The organism is Lysobacter gummosus, assembly GCF_001442805.1.
Taxonomy (GTDB): Bacteria; Pseudomonadota; Gammaproteobacteria; order Xanthomonadales; family Xanthomonadaceae; genus Lysobacter; species Lysobacter gummosus.
In genome coordinates, this window is sequence record NZ_CP011131.1 from 3,630,720 (window position 1) to 3,648,086 (window position 17,367).

Sequence of the window (17,367 nt, forward strand, 5' to 3'; positions counted from 1 at the left end):
TGGAGTTGACGATGAAACAGCTGAGCCTGCTCGCCCTGGCCGTGGCCCTGAGCGCCTGTTCCTCACCCTCCGGCGACCGTGCCGGCAAGTCCGCGCCCACCGCGCCGTCCGACGCCGACGGCGGCGATGCGCGCAGCGGCGGCGCAACCCGCCTGACCGTCTACAGCGGCGACTACGAGTCGCTGGCCAACGTGCGCAGCGCCAGCGCCGGCATGCCCGGCTACGCCCTGGTCGAACGCCCGCTGCGCTTCGATCTCAAGCGCGGCGGCAATTCGCTGTCGGACAAACCGCTGCCGCCGTCGATGGACGTCGAAGCTGCGGTGCTGCAGCCGCGCAGCCCCGGCGTCAGCATCGTGGGACAGCGCTACATCGCGCCGGTCTCGGGCGCGCAGAACGTGGTCGGCGTCGCCATCGGCCGCAAGGTCAGCGTCGAACATACCGCCGGTGGCGCCAAGCAGACCGACAGCGGCGTGCTGCTGGCGGCCGGCGACGGCCTCACCCTCGCCCTCGACGACGGCCGGGTCAAGGTCATCCGCAGCTACGACAGCTTCAGCCTGGCCGATAACGACAACGTGCTGCCGCGCCAGTCGGCGCTGCAGTGGACGGTCAATGCCGCGCAGGCCGGCAATGCCGATTTCGTATTGAGCTATCCCATGGGCGGCATGGCCTGGCGCGCCGAATACCGCGCCACGCTCGCCTCCGGCGGCGGCTGCAAGCTGGCGCTGGACGGCGCGGCGCTGGTCGCCAATCGCAGCGGCCGCGCCTTCAACGACGTGCGCCTGAGCCTGGTCGCGGGCGAGCCCAATCGCACGCGCTCGGCGCCTCCGGAAATGTATGCCGAGGCGCGCGCCATGGACGCGGCGATGCCGGCCTTGCCGGCGCCGATGGAAGCCAGCGCGGTCGTGCAGCGCGCCGCCGGCGAATACCACGCCTACGACCTGTCGCAACCGGCCAGCCTGAACAACGGCGGCACCGAACGCATCGCGCTGTTCCCGCGCAACGACGCGGTCGCCTGCGAACGCATCTACTCGCTGGAAGTCAGCGACAACGGCTGGCAGCCGCCGACGCCGCTGATCGATCGCGGCTACGGCGGACAGACCGGCGACATCCCGGTGGTGTCCAAGGTCGAGTTCAAGAACGACAAGGCCTCCGGCCTGGGACTGCCGTTGCCGGCCGGCCGCGTGCGCGCTTTCGACGGCGGCGATTTCCTCGGCGAATCCCAGCTCCAGCACACCCCGTCGGGCGCCGACATCAAGCTCGAACTCGGCAAAGTCTTCGACCTGAGCGGCAAGCGCGAAGCCACCGCGTTCCAGCTCGACCGTACCGGACGGACCATCACCGAATCGTTCGCGATCACCGTCAAGAACGCGAAGAAGAGCCTCGCCACGGTTCGCGTCACCGAACCCTTGCCGCGCTGGACCGATTGGGAGATCGTGTCCTCCAGCCTGCCGTCGAAGAAGAAGGACGCGCGCCACGCTCAGTTCGAGGTGCCCGTGCCGGCCGAAGGCGAAACCAAGCTGACCTACACCGTGCGCTATCGCTGGCCCCAGGACGTCAAACCATGAATTGCGTAGAAACCCAGACCCACGGCGACATCGTCGAAATCAAACTGGCGCGCGCGCCGGTCAACGCGCTCAATCCGGCGCTGTGCAACGCCGCGCGCGAAGCGGTCGAACAGGCGGTGCTGCACGGCGCGCACGGCATCGTGCTCAGCGGCGGGCCGAAAGTGTTCTCCGCGGGTCTGGACGTGCCTTACCTGCTCTCGCTGGGCGATCAGCGCGATCATCTGTTGCTGGCCTGGCAGGCCTTCTTCGGCCTCAGCCGCGCACTGGCATCCTCGCCGGTGCCGGTGGTCGCGGCGATGGCCGGTCACGCGCCGGCCGGCGGCTGCGTGCTGGCCTTGTGCTGCGATTACCGGGTGATGGCCTCGGGCAATTACAGCATCGGCCTCAACGAAACCCAGGTCGGCCTGGTCGCGCCGGAAGGCATCCAGCGCCTGATGCGGCGCGTGGTCGGCACCTATCGCGCCGAACGCCTGCTGGTGGCCGGCGCGATGGTGAACGCCGAAACCGCGCTGCGCATCGGCCTGGTCGATGAACTGGTCGAGATCGACGCCGTTTCCGAGCACGCACGCGAGTGGCTGCAGCAACTGCTGAGCCTGCCGCGCAGCGCGATGCTGCAGACCCGCGCGCTGGCCCGCGCCGATCTGATCGAGGCCCTGCGCCCGGAACATATCGAACTCGATCGCTTCGTCGAATCCTGGTATTCGCCGGATACGCAGACGGCGTTGAAGGCGCTGGTGGCCAAGCTGGGCAAGTGATGTAGCAGAAAAGAGTGCGTAGGAGTGAGGAGTGAGTAAGGGCTTTCACTCACTCCTCACTCCTACGCACTCGTTCCTCGCTTCAAAGCAACCACACCTCGACGCGCTCGTTGCGATAACGCGCCGCCGCGTCGCGCGGGCCGGCCACCGGCAGCGCGGTGCCCATGCCGCGCGCCTGCTGCACCTTGAGCCCGCGCGAAACCAGTTCCTGCGCGATCAGGTCGGCGCGGTCGTTGCTCATCATCATCGCCGCCATCGTCGAACCGGCGCTGATGTCGGCGAAACCGATCACCAGCAGGCGCCGGCCGCGATTCGGCGGCAATTGCATGAACGCGCGCAGACGGTCGAGGTCGCGCACCGCGCGGCTGTCGTACACGCTCGCCGCCACGCCGCTTTCGCTGGGGCCGTTGAAGTTGAAGCGCAGGCTCAGCGGCAGGCGCACGGCGTTGTCGACCAGCTGACGGTACTCGCCCGGGCCCAGGGTGACGCGGCGTTCGCGTCCGGGCACCAGCGTCACCGCGACATGGCCGCTGCGCGCGACCGCGCGCTGGCCGGGCCGGGTCATCGCATACAAGGCGAAGCTGCGGCTGAGCGCGCCCATCATCTGGCCGCCGTACAGATACAGGCGCCGGCTCAGCGGATAGTCCTCGCTCACCACTTCGGTGCGGGTCGGCGCGATCGCGCGGCCGCCGTCGGCGATCGCCAGCGGCTTGGTGCCGGCGCCGTAATGTTCGCCGAGCGGAATCAAGCCGATCGCGAGCGGATCGGCGGCGACCGCGGCGATCAGTTCGCGCGCGTTCGCATGTTGCTGCGCTTCGGCGAAGGCGGCGCCGCGCATCACCCGCTCGTTGATCAGATCGCGCACCGCGCCGGCGCTGGAATCCAGGTGCACATGCACTTGCCCGGCCGCGCCGAGTTCGCGCCAGTCGCGCGATTGTCCGGACAACAAAGCGCGCAGTTGATTGAAATCCAGGCGCACGACCGGGTTGTTGCGATTGACCACCACCGCCACGCCGTCGAGCGCGATCACGAATTCCTGCTCGGGCGTGCCCAGATCGCCGAGCTGCCAACCTGCGTCGAGCTCGGCCGCGTTCGGGCGCCGGGTCATCATCGCGATCTGGGTCTGGCCTTCGATCAAGTCGTTGAAGCCGCGCGCCGAATCGCTGGCGCCGATTTCCACGATCAAGGGCTGGCCGTCCCGAGTGGCGTGGATTTCGGTCAGCGCCGGTTTCGACCGATCCACGCGGATGCCGGTGTAACCGATATCGCGCAGCCACGATTGCGCGACCTCCGGCACCAGCGCATGCGCCAGGGTGTTGGAACCGCGGATGCGCACGCGCTCGGCGTCCTGCGCGTCGGCGGGAGCGGCGAATGCTGAAAGGACGAAGGCAAAAACCAACAACAACGGCGAAACCACGGCACGCGACATGGCGCGCACTCCCCCTGTGCGAATTGCGCGCAAGGATGGGCGCGGCCTGTGACGCGGCCGTTACGCGACGCGCGTCACTTCGATAACGTTAAGCGATCGACTTATTCCGCACAGTTGGGTTGCGCCGCGCGAATGCGCGGTGCGTGCGGGAGTCGCGCAGTTCGCGGCGCAAAAAAGATGCGGGCTTTGATCTGCATCGCAACTGTCATCGCGAATGAACTATTGAAAGCGCCGCGCAAACAAACGGCTACGCGCCATCGGACCGGATCGGGCGCCAACGACGCGCCCGTCAGCCTTCGCCGGTCGCGATCGGCCGCTGCGGATCTTCGATCCAGCCGCTCCAGGAACCGGTGTACAAGGCCGCGCCGTCGAAACCGGCGTGCGCCATCGCCAGCAGATGATGGCAGGCGGTCACGCCCGAGCCGCACATCGCCGCGACTTGCGCCGGCGCCCGCCCGCCCAGCAACGGCGCGAATTCCGCCGCCAGCGTTTCCGGCGATTTGAAGCGGCCGTCGGCCAGATTGGTGGAGTACGCGCGATTGCTCGCGCCCGGTACGTGCCCGGCGACGCGGTCCAGCGGTTCGACTTCGCCGCGAAAGCGCTCGCCGGCGCGCGCATCGATCAGCAGGCCGCCGCAATCGAGCAAGGCGCGCACGTCCTGCGCGTCGAGCAGGCGGCGCGCGTCGAAGCTGGCTTCGTATTGCGTCGCTTGCGGCGTGGGAATCTCGACGTCGGTCGGCAAGCCGAGCGCGCTCCAGCGCTGCCAGCCGCCGTCGAGCACGGCCACGCGCCGATGGCCGAGCACGCGCAGCAGGAACCACAGGCGCGAAGCGGCCAGCGCGCCGTCGGCGGCGTCGTAGACCACGACCTGATGCTGCGGCGTGATGCCCCAGCGGCTCAGCGTCGCGGTGAAATCGGCGGCGTCCGGCCACGGGTGGCGACCGCCGGAGGTCTTGCGATGATCCGACAGGTCGCGATCCAGATCGGCGTAACGCGCGCCGGGGATGTGCGATTGCCGGTAGGCATTCTCGCTGGCCGCGCGATCGGTGAGCGAGGTGCGGGTGTCGATCACGATCAGATCTTCGCGGCCCAGCGCCGCGGCGAGATCCTCGGCCGATACCAGGGTGGTCCAAGCGGTCATCGCGCAGCCTCCAGTCGTTGTCGCAGGTTGAGCAGCATCGACGCGGTCGCGCCCCAGATGCGCTGGCTCGGGTAGCGATATTCCAGCACATGGCGCGCGCGGCCCTTGTACTCGAGCGTGCGCGTGCTGAGGTTGTCCGGGTCCAGCAGGAAGGTCAGCGGCACTTCGAACACGTCCGCGACCTCGGACGGATCGGGCCGCGCCACATAGGCGGGGTCGATTACCGCCACCAGCGGCAGCACGCGAAAGCCGGTGATGGTGACCAGCGGGTCGAGAAACCCCAGCGGCGCGATCAGCGCGGCCGGCACGCCGATTTCTTCTTCGGTCTCGCGCAGCGCCGCGGCGACCGCGTCTTCGTCGCTGGGTTCGATGCGTCCGCCGGGAAAACTGACCTGCCCGCCGTGCTGGCGCAATCCGTCGGTGCGCCGGGTCAGCAGCACCTGCACGCCTTCGCCGCGCGGCACCAGACCGACCAGCACCGCGGCCTGCGCGTGCAAGGCGTTGTCGGGCAGCAGGTCGGTGACATCGTCGAGATTCCAGCCGTCGCTCTCGGGCGCGGCGTCGAGCGGATGCAGCGCCGCCAGCAGGCGCGTGCGCGCGCGCGAATCGCCGTCGAGAAAATTGCCGGCGAACGCGGACGCGGCGGAACCGGAGGCGGCGTCGGAACTCACCGCAGCCCCGCCTCGCGCTTGGGCAGCACGTCTTCCATCAGGCGCAGGCGCTCGTCGTCGTTCATTTGCGACCAGCGCGCGATCTCCGCGTTGGTGCGATGACAGCCCATGCACAGGCCGTCGTCGCTGAGTTGGCATACGCCGATGCAGGGGCTGAGCACCGCGCGAAAAGTCGTCATATCGTCCACCGGGGCCATGCCGCCATTTTGCCTGGCGGGACGGCCGGATAAAGCCTCGCCGCGCAGGCGGCAAGCAGAACGGGAAAGCGGCGCCATGCCGGGCATGCGCCGCCGGACCCCACAAACGACTTGCGCCGGACGGGCCGGCGCAAGTGCGTCACACAACTGCGTTCGAGCTTCGTGGTCGTATTACTTGACGCTGACCAGCTTGATTTCGAACTGCACCGCCACGTTCGGCGGGAACGGGGTGCGCGGATCGGCGCCGTAGGCCTGGGCCGAGGGCAGCGTCACTTCCCACTTGGAACCGGTCGGCATCTGCAGCAGGGTTTCCTGCATCGCCTTCATTTCGATGTCGCTGACCTTGATCGACGGGATCGAGTTGGCCGGACGCGTCTGCGCCGGACGCTCGCCCCAGGGGAACGGGCCGGCCACTTCCAGCGCCACGGTGCTCGCCGACGTCGGCTTGGCGCCGGTGCCGTTGTCGATCACGCGGTACTGCACGCCGCTCGGCAGCACCTTCACGCCCGCCTTGGACTTGTTGGCGTTGATGAAGGTTTCGCTCTTGGTCTTGTTCTCGGCCGCGGCCTTGTCCCACTCGGCCTTGGCGCGCTCGGTCTGGCGCTTCTGCATGTTCTGCACGGCCGTGCGCAGCTGGTCCACCGGCACGGTGGGCTGCTTCTTGGAATAGCCGTCCTGCAGACCCTTGATGATGGTGTTCACATCGACCTGCTCGCCGCTTTCCACGGCATTCCTGCCGAGGTCGTAGCCGAGCGCGTAGCTCAGCTTGCCCTTCTCGGAAGAAGTGTCCTGCGCGACGGCGTTGCCGGCGGTCAGTGCCAGGGCCGCGACGGCGGCAGCAATCAAACGCAACTTCATTCGGTGAAACCTCCGGTAATGGCACGGGGCGACCTTCGCCGCCCCGATCAGCTGGGAGCACTTTCCAATGCCCCAATGTGTAAAGCCCTGCGGTCGAAAGCCCCGGACAGGACGGGTTAGGATACCGGCGGCAGCGCTTAACCGCCACTGACGCCGCCCGTCTATGACAGCGCCGCGGCCGCGGAGTTCAACGGCGGTCGCAGTCCCCACTCCCCGCAATTTTCGAGAATCCTACGGCCATCACATGACCGAATCGCCTTTGCTGATCGCCGATCGCGGCGCCGTGCGCCAGATCTCCGTGAACCGTCCGGACAAGCTGAACGCGCTCAACGCAGCCACCCTGGACGCCCTGCTGGCCGCCTTCGAGGCCGCCGAGGCCGACCCGGCGGTGCGTGCCGTGGTCCTGACCGGGGCCGGCCCGAAGGCCTTCGTCGCCGGTGCCGATATCTCGGAAATGAACGCTTTGACCCCGGTCCAGGGCCGCGATTTCTCCCTGCGCGGGCAGAAACTGATGCGCCGGATCGAGAAAATGCCCAAGCCAGTGATCGCGATGATCAACGGTTTCGCCCTCGGCGGCGGCCTGGAACTGGCGATGGGCTGCCATCTGCGCCTGGCCGCGGACAGCGCCAAGATCGGCCAGCCCGAGATCAACCTCGGCCTGATTCCCGGTTTCGGCGGCACCCAGCGCCTGCTGCGCCTGGCCGGCCGTGCCGCGACCCTGGAGCTGTGCCTGCTCGGCGCGCCGATCGACGCGGCGCGGGCGAAGGAGTTGGGCATCGTCAACCGGGTCGTCGCCGCGGCCGAACTGGAAGCGGAGACCTTCAAACTGGCCGAGCAACTGGCCGCGTCCGCGCCGCTGGCGCTGCGCGGCGTGCTCGACTGCGTCGCGGTCGGCGGCGAATGCGGCATCGAAGAAGGTCTGGAATACGAGACCGCGCAATTCGGCTTGATGTTCTCCACCGACGACATGCGCGAAGGCACCACGGCGTTCTTGGAACGGCGCAAGCCGGCGTTCCACGGCCGTTGAGTCCGGCGTGAGCGCATCGGGCCATCGTCAATCCGATAGCGGCCACGCGCCGGGCGATGCCGCCTGCGCGTGCGGCTGCGCCGATCCGCTCGGCGCGGCGGCGCATGCGATCGCGCGCGCGCTGGCGCGCGACGATCTGGATCGCGCCATCGCCCTGGGCCTGTTGAACGACGACGCCGACCCGGCGCGCGCCTGCGCGCATTGCACGCCCACGTGCGCGCTGGCGATCAGCGAAGCACGCGCGAATCGGTTGACCGCATTGGCCGCGCGCGAACGCTATCGCGCCCGCGCGCAACGCCTGCAACGCCGCGCCGACGAACGCGCGGCGCAACGTGCCGGCGCCGCTCCCGTCGCCGCGAGCGAAGTCGCCGATACCGTTGATGCGGCCATCGAAGCGGCACCGCCGCCGCGCCCCGCCCTGCCCAACGCCGCCGCGGCCGCGCTCGCGCGCGCCAAGGCCAAAGCCGCGCAGCGCGGACCCACCTGAGTTACGAATCCCGCATGCCCAAGACCGCGCCCGCCAAGAAGCCAGCCAAGTCGGCCACCACCTTCAAAAACGCAGACGTCAAAGGTCCGGCGAAGAAAGCGGCGAAGGCCGCGACGTCCCCGATCGGCACGGCGGCGAAAAAGAAAACGTTGCCCCGCGCGTCCACGCCGGCGGCGAAGCAGCCGGCGAAGACCGCCCGTGCTTCGAGCAAGGCCCCGTCCGCCGGACGCGCCACGGCCAAGACCGCCGGCGCGAAATCCCCCAAGCGCGCGCCCGCCGCCGACGCACCGGTCAAGGAACGCAGCGGCGCGCAGATGAAGCCTGCGCAGATCCAGGACATGTTCGCGCGCCTGCAGGCGCTCAACCCCGCGCCGACCACCGAGCTCGAATACACCACGCCTTATGAATTGCTGGTCGCCGTCGCGCTGTCGGCGCAGTCCACCGACGTCGGCGTCAATAAAGCCACGCGCAAGTTGTTTCCCATCGCCAATACGCCGCGGCAGATCGCCGCCCTCGGGGTCGAGGGGCTCAAGCCGTATATCGCCACGATCGGGCTGTTCAACACCAAGGCCGCGAACGTGGTCGCGCTGTCGCAGCAGTTATTGGAACTGCACGGCGGCGAAGTGCCGCGCGATCGCGCTGCGCTGGAAGCATTGCCCGGGGTCGGCCGCAAGACCGCCAACGTCGTGCTCAACACCGCCTTCGGCGAGCCGACCATCGCGGTGGACACGCACATCTTCCGCGTCTCCAACCGCACCGGCCTTGCGCCGGGCAAGGATGTGCTCGCGGTCGAGCATAAGCTGCTCAAAGTGGTACCCGATGCCTACCTTCAAGATGCGCATCACTGGCTCATCCTGCACGGACGTTACGTTTGCAAGGCACGAAAACCGGATTGTCCGCACTGTGCGATCCGTGATCTTTGTCGTTTTCCGGACAAGACGCCGGGCGAGCCCGACCCCGTAGCTGCTTGATCGCAAAGGCAATTCGAATGGCAACACCGCCGTTGCCCGAGCGTCATCGCTCCGTCATGCCCGCGAAATAAGTCAGTTCTGTCACATTTACGCAACTTTCACACCCTAGCCTGCGCGGCATCTCTCCACGCCTCAGGGCTAGACCATGAAACTCTCGCGCAACACCCTTGCCGTCGCGCTGCTCGCCGCCCTCGTGGCGCCGGCCGCACACGCCGAAGTCGCTCTCGACGTCATCGGCAACTCGGAAGTCTCCTTCGAAGGTCTGGTCCAGGCGGATTTCTACAAGTTCGACACCGACACCATCGACTACGGCGCCGACGTGCCGGGCACCGACGTCGACGGCAAGGAGTACCTCAACGAACTGCGCCGCGCCGAGCTGGTGCTCAAGGGCAAGGGCCCGGGCAACATCGAATGGGTGCTGGGCTACGACGCCAAGGACGACAAGTTCCTCGACGCCAACATCAAGTACAAGTTCGGCAACAACGCCAACCACTTCATCCAGGTCGGCCAGTACAAGCAGCCGGGCGCGACGATGGAAGAGTTGTCCTCGACCAAGAACAACGACTTCGTCTCCAAGTCCTCGATCACCAACAGCCTGGGCACCGCGCGCCGCGTCGGCGTTCAGTACAACTATGGCGACAACAACTGGGGCCTGACCGCGAGCTACTTCGGCCGCGAGCTGACCCGCAACCGCGAGCACGGCGCCGGCTACGGCCTGCGCGGCTACTACGCTCCGATCAACGAAGCCGGCAACATCCTGCACTTCGGCGCGTCCTACTCGAACAAGGACACCGACGCCGACGGCATCCGCCTGCGCGCGCGTCCGATGGCCGACATGGTCGCGACCCGCTTCATCGATACCGGCAGCAGCGCCACCAGCGCCAACACCCTCAACAACCGCAGCGACCGCGTCAGCGTGATCGGCGCCGAAGGCCTGTGGGTCAAGGGCCCGTTCAAGCTGCAGGGCGAGTACATGACCATCGACGTCAAGCGCCTCAACGGCCTGGACGATTTCAGCGGCGACGGTTTCTACGTCTCGGGCCTGTGGAACATCAGCGGCGAGACCTGGGGCTACAAGGCCGGCACCCCGACCACGCCCCTGCCGAGCGATCCGTCCAAGGGCCTGTGGCAGTTGGGCCTGCGCTACGACACGATCGATCTCAACGACGGCAGCCCGATCGCCGGCACCAACCGCGTCAACGGCGTGCTCGGCGGCAAGATGGATTCCTGGACGCTCGGCGTGAACTGGTACTGGCGCTCGAACTTCAAGTTCATGCTGAACTACGTGATGGTCGATCAGGAAAAGTACAGCACCACCTTGCGCGCGAAGGCCGAAGACAACCCGAACGTCCTCGAAGCGCGCATGCAGTTCTACTGGTAAGGCAAGGCCGCCGGCGCGGACCCGTTCGCGCCGGAGGATGCATCTCTCTCCCCCTCGATCGAATTCGGTCGTTCCAGGGCGCGGCAGTGCCGCGCCCTTTTTTTGCTCGCGCCCTCATCGCCGATGGCCGCCCGCCGGGCGCCCGATTCGGCGGGCAATGACCGCTACCGCGCATCGGCCAGCCGGGCAAGTCATCTGATTGTCATGATTCCGACCCGCGACCGTCATCGAACTGTTATGGAATTCGCCGCAACGGATTCGTGCCAGCCGTCTCTCTTCAGGAGCCCCATCGTGTTCAATTCCCGTTCCTTCCGCGTGACCGCGCTTGCAGTGGCCGTCTCGTTCGCAGCATTCAGCGCGCAGGCCGCCGACGTGACCGGCGCCGGCGCTTCCTTCGTCTACCCGGTGATGTCCAAGTGGTCGGCCGACTACGCCAAGGCCACCAGCAAGAAGGTCAACTACCAGTCGATCGGTTCCGGCGGCGGTATCGCCCAGATCAAGGCCGCGACGGTGGACTTCGGTTCCTCCGACGCCCCGCTCAAGCCCGAAGAGCTGGCCAAGTTCGGCCTGGCCCAGTTCCCGTCGGTGATCGGCGGCGTGGTGCCGGTGATCAACGTGCCGGGCGTGGCCTCCGGCGCGATGAAGCTCGACGGCGAGACCCTGGGCAACATCTTCCTGGGCAAGATCACCAAGTGGAACGATCCGGCCATCGTCGCCCTCAACGGCGGCCTGCAGCTGCCCGACAAGAAGATCACCGTCGTGCACCGCTCCGACGGCTCGGGCACCACCTTCAACTTCGCCAACTACTTGTCGAAGGTCAACGCCGAGTGGAAGACCTCGGTCGGCGAAGGCACCGCTGTGAAGTGGCCGATCGGCATCGGCGGCAAGGGCAATGAAGGCGTCGCCGCCTACGTCAAGCAGATCCAGGGCGGCATCGGCTATGTCGAGCTGTCGTACGCACTGCAGAACAAGATGTCGTACTCGCGCATGAAGAACGCCGACGGCAAGTTCGTGCTGCCGACCGACGAGACCTTCGGCGCGGCCGCGGCCAGCGCCGACTGGGCCGGTGCGAAGGACTTCTATCTGGTCATGACCAACGCGCCGGGCGAGAACTCCTGGCCGATCACCGCGACCAACTTCATCCTGATGTACAAGCAGCCCAAGAACGCCGAAGGCGCCAAGAACGCGAAGGAATTCTTCCGCTGGGTCTACGCCAACGGCGATCAGCAGGCCAAGTCGCTGGACTACGTGCCGCTGCCCGACGCGCTGGTCAAGCAGGTCGAGAGCTACTGGTCGGCGAACATGAACTACTGATCGGCCAGGTCGTCCGGCGCGAGCCGGTCGGATCCGGGGGGTTCCGCAGACCAGGGGAAGATCGGACGAAACGGGCCTTCGGGCCCGTTTTGTTTTTGTGGGGTGTGTTCAGGAAACGAGGACGAAGCCCTTCTCCCGCAGGCGGGAGAAGGTGGCCCGAAGGGCCGGATGAGGGCCGCCAGACCCGCGGCCGCCCGCCCCAGCCAAGCCGATTGTTACGTTCCGATCACCCTAAACCCATGCAAAACCGCGACGCCCGCCACCGCCTCCGGCCTTTCACTACAGATTGATGACGAATCGATGTCATAGCGGTGTAACAAAAAGATCATCAAATGGCGCCACCAAGCCGGCGCCCATGCCGGCCCCTCCCCTCACGGAGTTCCACATGAAATCCTCGCCGGCCCGCATCGCCGTCCTCTCTCTCGCCATCGCGCTGGCCGCCTCCGCATGCGGCGGCAAACAGAATCCGGCCCCCGCCGCGGGCGAGCCCAAGACCGACGCGGCCGCTCCGGCCGGCGACCAGGTCGCCGCGCAGATCACCGGCGCCGGCGCGAGCTTCGTCTACCCGCTGATCTCCAAGTGGTCGTCGGACTACAACAAGGCCAGCGGCGCCAAGGTCAACTACCAGTCGATCGGTTCCGGCGGCGGCATCGCCCAGATCAAGGCCGCGACGGTCGATTTCGGCTCCTCCGACAAGCCGCTGCCGAGCGACGAGCTCGCCGCCGCCGGCCTGGGCCAGTTCCCGTCCGCGATCGGCGGCGTGGTCCCGGTGATCAACGTGGACGGCGTCGAGGCCGGCAAGCTGCGCCTCACCGGTCCGCTGCTGGCGAACATCTTCCTGGGCACGGTCGGCAAGTGGAACGACCCGAGCATCGCCGCCGTCAACCCGGGCGTGACCCTGCCCGACCTGAAGATCAACGTCGTCCACCGCTCCGACGGTTCGGGCACGACCTTCAACTTCTCCAACTACCTGTCCAAGGTCAGCCCGGAGTGGAAGACCAAGGTCGGCGAAGGCACCTCGGTGCAGTGGCCGGGCGGCGTCGGCGGCAAGGGCAACGAAGGCGTTGCGTCCTACGTGATGCAGATCAAGGGCTCGATCGGCTACGTCGAACTGGCCTACGCGGTGCAGAACAAGATGGCGCACACCCAGCTGCAGAACGCGGCCGGCCAGTTCGTGCAGCCCAACGCGGAAGCCTTCGCCGCCGCGGCCTCCACCGCCGACTGGGCCAACGCGAAAGACTTCAACCTGATCATCACCAACGCCGCCGGCGAGAAGTCCTGGCCGATCACCGCGACCAATTTCATCCTGATGTACAAGCAGCCCAAGGACGCCAAGCGCAGCGCCGACACGCGCGCGTTCTTCAAGTGGGCCTTCGAGAACGGCCAGGAGCAGGCCAAGTCGCTGGACTACGTGCCGCTGCCGCCGGAACTGGTCAAGCAGATCGAAGCTTATTGGGCGGCTGAGTTCAAGTGACGCATCGGCCCCCGCCCGCAAAGCGGGAGCGGGTGAGCGGATGCGTTTGCGAGCCACCGGCTCGCGCATCCGCGAACGCCAGGGCGACCCGCCCTGGCCGGGACGCGAAAGAAACAAGAGTGATGCCACCTATCTGAAAGGTTTGTCGCGATGCAGCCCTGGATCCCCGCCTTCGCGGGGATGACGGAAAAAACGAAGTCGCTGGATCCCCGCGTTCGCGGGGATGACGAGCAAAAGCCAAGCCCCATGACGAACAGCCGGCTCAACGCAACAACGCCTTACCGCACTCCCGGTTTCACGCAAAGCACCAAGCCCGCCACCGCAAGCCCGGCCAAGACGGATCTCCCCTCGCAATGAACGCGACCGCCCTACCTGCTTCAAACGGCGTCTCCGCCCGCGATCGCACCGACGCGCGCAACGATCGATTCTTCCGTTACTTCGTCACCTCCACCGCCATCTTCGTTCTGGTCGCGCTGGCCGGCGCCGCGCTGTCGATGCTGTGGGGCGGCCGTGCCGTGCTCGCATCGGAAGGCCTGAACTTCTTCACCTCCAGCGACTGGAACCCGGCCGCGGACAAGTACGGCGCGCTGGTGCCGATCTACGGCACCATCGTCACCGCGGTGATCGCGATGGTGATCGCCGTGCCGATCAGCTTCGGCATCGCCTTTTTCCTGACCGAAGTCGCGCCGCGCTGGGCGCGCGGCCCGATCGGCACCGCGATCGAACTGCTCGCCGGCATCCCCTCGATCATCTACGGCATGTGGGGCTTCTTCGTGCTCATGCCGGTGATGCGCGAACACATCATCCCCTGGCTCATCGACCACCTCAGCCCGCTACCGCTGATCGGGCCGCTGTTCCAGGGACCGCCGATCGGCGTGGGCATGCTGACCTCGGGCCTGGTCCTGTCGATCATGATCATCCCCTTCATTTCCTCGGTGATGCGCGAGGTCTTCCTGACCGTGCCGACCCGGCTCAAGGAATCGGCCTACGCGCTGGGCTCGACCAAGTGGGAAGTCAGCTGGGACATCGTGCTGCCGTACACGCGCTCGGCGGTGATCGGCGGCGTGTTCCTGGGCCTGGGCCGCGCGCTCGGCGAGACCATGGCGGTCGCCTTCGTGATCGGCAACGCGGTGCAGTTCACCCCGTCGCTGATCGATCCGAGCACGACCATCGCCGCGCTGATCGCGAACGACTTCGGCGAGGCTTCGGAAACCTATCGCTCGGCGCTGGTGCTGCTCGGCTTCGTGCTGTTCATCGTCACCTTCGTGGTGCTGGCCGCCGCGCGCCTGATGTTGATGCAACTGTCCCGCAAGGAGGGCAACTGATGGCCACCGCCTTCGCCACCGATGCCCGCACCCGGGCCGCGGACAAGCTTTATCGCCGCCGCCGCGTCGTCAACGTCATCGCCCTCGCCCTGGCCTGCGCGGCCGCGGTGTTCGGCCTGGCGTTCCTGGGCTGGATCCTGTGGACGCTGCTGGTCAAGGGACTGGGCGGCGTGAACCTGGATCTGTTCATCCGCGACCAGCCGCCGCCGATGGAAGCCGGCGGCCTGCGCAACGCCATCTTCGGCAGCATCGCCATGTGCACGATGGGCCTGCTGATCGGCACCCCGCTCGGCATCGCCGCCGGCACCTGGCTCGCCGAATACGGCAACAAGCGCAAGTTCGGCACCGTGGTGCGTTTCGTCAACGACATCCTGCTGTCGGCGCCGTCGATCGTGCTGGGCCTGTTCGTGTACGCGGTGTTCGTCGCCAAGCCGACCCCGGACAGCAACGCGCTGCTGGGCTTCTCGGCGCTGTCGGGCGCGATCGCGCTGGCCTTCATCGTGCTGCCGGTGGTGGTGCGCACCACCGACGAAATGCTGCGACTGGTGCCGGGACAGATGCGCGAAGCGGCGCTGTCGCTGGGCGTGCCGCAATGGAAGGTGATCGTGCAGGTGCTGTACAAGTCGGCGCTGCCGGGCATCGTCACCGGCGTGCTGCTGGCGCTGGCGCGAATCTCCGGCGAAACCGCGCCGCTGCTGTTCACCGCATTCGGCAATTCGTTCTGGACCGTGGACGTGACCGGGCCGATGGCCGCGGTCTCGATCGTGATGTTCAACTTCGCCGGCAAGGGCTACGAGAACTGGGAACACATCGCCTGGGCCGGCGCCCTAGTCCTGACCGCGTTCGTGCTGCTGGTCAGCCTGGTCGCCCGCGCACTTCTGCTACGAAACAAAATCAGCCATGACTGACCTGTCAACCGTGAACACCGAGCGAACCCCGGCCATGAAAGATGCACGTCTCACCGTCGCCGCACCCGACCGCGACGCGGTCGTCGGCGCCAATCCGGTCAAGCTCGCCGCGCGCGGCCTGGACTTCTATTACGACAAGTTCCACGCCCTCAAGTCGATCAACCTGGAAATCCCGGAGAAACAGGTCACCGCGCTGATCGGGCCGTCGGGTTGCGGCAAGTCCACCCTGCTGCGCATCTTCAACCGCATCTACGCGCTGTACCCCAAGCTGGAAGCGCGCGGCGAAGTGGTGCTGGACGGCGAGAACATCCTCGACCCGAAGTACCCGATGAACCGCCTGCGCAGCAAGGTCGGCATGGTATTCCAAAAGCCGGTGCCGTTCCCGATGACCATCTTCGAGAACGTGGCCTACGGCATCCGCCATCACGAGAAGCTGTCGAAGTCGGAAATGAACGATCGCGTCGAACACGCGCTGCGCCAGGGCGCGCTGTGGGATGAGGTCAAGGACAAGCTGGGCCAGAGCGCGCTGGGCCTGTCCGGCGGCCAGCAGCAGCGTCTGTGCATCGCCCGCGCGGTGGCGCTCAAGCCCTCGGTGCTGCTGCTGGACGAACCGACCTCGGCGCTGGACCCGATCTCCACCAGCCGCATCGAGCAACTGGTCGAAGAACTCAAGAAGGACTACACGATCGCGATCGTGACCCACAACATGCAACAGGCCGCGCGCGTGTCCGACTTCACCGCCTTCATGTACCTGGGCGACCTGATCGAGCACGGCCCGACCGAACAGATTTTCTCCAAGCCGACCAAGCAGCAGACCGAGGATTACATTACCGGTCGCTTTGGTTGATTTCGACGGGAATGGGGAATCGGGAATCGGGAATCGTAAAAAACGACGAACCCGCCTCCCGACTCCAGTCCCGCGACCGCAGCCGTTGATCCTGCCGTTGCTTTTCCGATTCCCGATTCCCGATTCCCCATACCCGGCGGTACCGCCATGAGCACCCAAATGCACGATCACATCGTCAAGAGCTACGACGACGAGCAGCGCCGCCTGCTCGACGAAACCCTGCGCATGGGCGAGATGGCCGCGTCCCAGCTCGAATCCGCGCTCGACGTGGTCCAGCGCCGCGACGACAAGGCCGCCGAACGCATCATCGCCAACGATGAGGCCATCGACGCGCTGGAGCAGGAAATCAGCCACGACGTCATGAAGCTGGCCCTGCGCGGGCCGATGGCGCGGGATCTGCGCGAGATTCTGGCCGCGATCCGCATCGCCGCCGACATCGAGCGCGTCGGCGACTACGCCGCCAACGTCGCCAAGCGCTCCACCGCGCTGAACCTGTCGCCGCCGCTGCCGCACGTGGCCGGGCTGCATGCATTGGGCACGCTGGCGGTCAAGCAGTTGCGCGACGTGCTGTCGGCCTATCGCGACAACGACATCGAGCTGGCCCAGCGCGTGCGCGAGCGCGACGCCGAGATCGACACCGCTTACACCGGCCTGTTCCGCGAGCTGCTGACCTACATGATGGAAGACGCGCGCAGCATCACCGCCTGCACCCATCTGCTGTTCATGGCCAAGAACATCGAGCGGGTCGGCGACCACGCCACCAACATCGCGGAGAACGTCTGGTTCCTGGTCAAGGGCGAAGAACTGCTGCCGCCCCGCGAGAAGCGCGACGACACCAACACCACCGGCGCGATCTGATCCGCCCAGCGCCCGCGGCCATCGCGGGCGCGTTCATCGGCGCCGCCGCCGCGCATCGCGGCGCACGCTGCAGTGCAGCAAGCTTCGGCGAGCGCCTGCCCGCCTCATCCCTCACCGCACCCCTCGCGCTGCGTCGTCGCCCCGGCCGCCTCCGCGCGC

Annotated in this window: 16 protein-coding genes and 1 pseudogene; 13 read left to right on the top strand and 4 right to left on the bottom strand. The window is 67.0% G+C overall.

What is annotated here, in order from left to right; all coding sequences use genetic code 11:
* Positions 1 to 11 precede the first annotated feature (11 nt).
* Positions 12 to 1,565 carry a DUF4139 domain-containing protein gene (locus tag LG3211_RS14820; protein ID WP_057943509.1) on the top strand — a complete coding sequence of 518 codons (1,554 nt, stop codon included), beginning with the start codon at positions 12 to 14 and terminating at the stop codon, positions 1,563 to 1,565.
* The gene (locus LG3211_RS14825; protein ID WP_057943510.1) at positions 1,562 to 2,320 is read left to right on the top strand and encodes an enoyl-CoA hydratase/isomerase family protein; all 759 of its coding nucleotides are present in this window, start codon (positions 1,562 to 1,564) and stop codon (positions 2,318 to 2,320) included. Before LG3211_RS14820 ends, LG3211_RS14825 begins: the two co-directional genes overlap by 4 nt.
* A gap of 82 nt (positions 2,321 to 2,402) precedes the next feature.
* On the opposite strand, the gene LG3211_RS14830 is transcribed toward LG3211_RS14825, so the two are convergent.
* The 4 genes and pseudogenes from LG3211_RS14830 to LG3211_RS14850 all read right to left on the bottom strand — a co-directional run bounded on the left by LG3211_RS14830 (position 2,403) and on the right by LG3211_RS14850 (position 6,616).
* Positions 2,403 to 3,749, bottom strand: a complete 1,347-nt coding sequence (locus tag LG3211_RS14830; protein WP_057943511.1) for a substrate-binding domain-containing protein — start codon at positions 3,747 to 3,749, stop codon at positions 2,403 to 2,405.
* Positions 3,750 to 4,038: 289 nt separating this feature from the next.
* Positions 4,039 to 4,890, bottom strand: coding sequence for a sulfurtransferase (locus LG3211_RS14835; RefSeq protein ID WP_057943512.1), 852 nt, complete (start codon positions 4,888 to 4,890; stop codon positions 4,039 to 4,041).
* Positions 4,887 to 5,758 (bottom strand): annotated as a pseudogene (locus LG3211_RS14840) (NUDIX hydrolase). Before LG3211_RS14840 ends, LG3211_RS14835 begins: the two are co-directional and overlap by 4 nt.
* A 171-nt stretch (positions 5,759 to 5,929) precedes the next feature.
* On the bottom strand, positions 5,930 to 6,616 hold the full coding sequence (locus LG3211_RS14850; RefSeq protein WP_057943514.1) for an FKBP-type peptidyl-prolyl cis-trans isomerase N-terminal domain-containing protein: 687 nt from the start codon (positions 6,614 to 6,616) through the stop codon (positions 5,930 to 5,932).
* A gap of 244 nt (positions 6,617 to 6,860) precedes the next feature.
* On the opposite strand from LG3211_RS14850, the gene LG3211_RS14855 reads away from it, so the two are divergent.
* The 11 genes from LG3211_RS14855 to phoU all read left to right on the top strand — a co-directional run bounded on the left by LG3211_RS14855 (position 6,861) and on the right by phoU (position 17,208).
* Entirely contained in the window at positions 6,861 to 7,643 is a 783-nt protein-coding gene (locus tag LG3211_RS14855; protein ID WP_057943515.1) for an enoyl-CoA hydratase/isomerase family protein, read from the top strand.
* A gap of 109 nt (positions 7,644 to 7,752) precedes the next feature.
* On the top strand, positions 7,753 to 8,130 hold the full coding sequence (locus LG3211_RS14860; protein ID WP_083512907.1) for a hypothetical protein: 378 nt from the start codon (positions 7,753 to 7,755) through the stop codon (positions 8,128 to 8,130).
* Positions 8,131 to 8,444: 314 nt separating this feature from the next.
* Complete coding sequence (gene nth, locus LG3211_RS14865; protein WP_057945509.1) at positions 8,445 to 9,101, top strand: endonuclease III; 657 nt, start codon at positions 8,445 to 8,447, stop codon at positions 9,099 to 9,101.
* A gap of 145 nt (positions 9,102 to 9,246) precedes the next feature.
* Positions 9,247 to 10,482 (top strand): OprO/OprP family phosphate-selective porin, encoded by a 1,236-nt coding sequence (locus tag LG3211_RS14870; protein ID WP_057943516.1) that lies wholly within the window; start codon positions 9,247 to 9,249, stop codon positions 10,480 to 10,482.
* A 237-nt stretch (positions 10,483 to 10,719) separates the two neighbouring features.
* The gene (pstS, locus tag LG3211_RS14875) at positions 10,720 to 11,796 is read left to right on the top strand and encodes a phosphate ABC transporter substrate-binding protein PstS (protein ID WP_083512561.1); all 1,077 of its coding nucleotides are present in this window, start codon (positions 10,720 to 10,722) and stop codon (positions 11,794 to 11,796) included.
* A gap of 385 nt (positions 11,797 to 12,181) precedes the next feature.
* Positions 12,182 to 13,270, top strand: a complete 1,089-nt coding sequence (gene pstS / locus LG3211_RS14880) for a phosphate ABC transporter substrate-binding protein PstS (protein ID WP_057943517.1) — start codon at positions 12,182 to 12,184, stop codon at positions 13,268 to 13,270.
* Positions 13,271 to 13,420: 150 nt separating this feature from the next.
* Positions 13,421 to 13,627 (top strand): hypothetical protein, encoded by a 207-nt coding sequence (locus tag LG3211_RS25770; protein ID WP_148648924.1) that lies wholly within the window; start codon positions 13,421 to 13,423, stop codon positions 13,625 to 13,627.
* Complete coding sequence (gene pstC, locus LG3211_RS14885; protein ID WP_057943518.1) at positions 13,624 to 14,595, top strand: phosphate ABC transporter permease subunit PstC; 972 nt, start codon at positions 13,624 to 13,626, stop codon at positions 14,593 to 14,595. Before LG3211_RS25770 ends, pstC begins: the two co-directional genes overlap by 4 nt.
* The gene (gene pstA / locus LG3211_RS14890; protein ID WP_057943519.1) at positions 14,595 to 15,503 is read left to right on the top strand and encodes a phosphate ABC transporter permease PstA; all 909 of its coding nucleotides are present in this window, start codon (positions 14,595 to 14,597) and stop codon (positions 15,501 to 15,503) included. The genes pstC and pstA overlap by 1 nt, the downstream gene beginning before the upstream one ends.
* On the top strand, positions 15,496 to 16,350 hold the full coding sequence (pstB, locus tag LG3211_RS14895; RefSeq protein WP_148648925.1) for a phosphate ABC transporter ATP-binding protein PstB: 855 nt from the start codon (positions 15,496 to 15,498) through the stop codon (positions 16,348 to 16,350). The genes pstA and pstB overlap by 8 nt, the downstream gene beginning before the upstream one ends.
* A gap of 147 nt (positions 16,351 to 16,497) precedes the next feature.
* Positions 16,498 to 17,208 (top strand): phosphate signaling complex protein PhoU, encoded by a 711-nt coding sequence (gene phoU / locus LG3211_RS14900; protein WP_057943521.1) that lies wholly within the window; start codon positions 16,498 to 16,500, stop codon positions 17,206 to 17,208.
* Positions 17,209 to 17,367 lie beyond the last annotated feature (159 nt).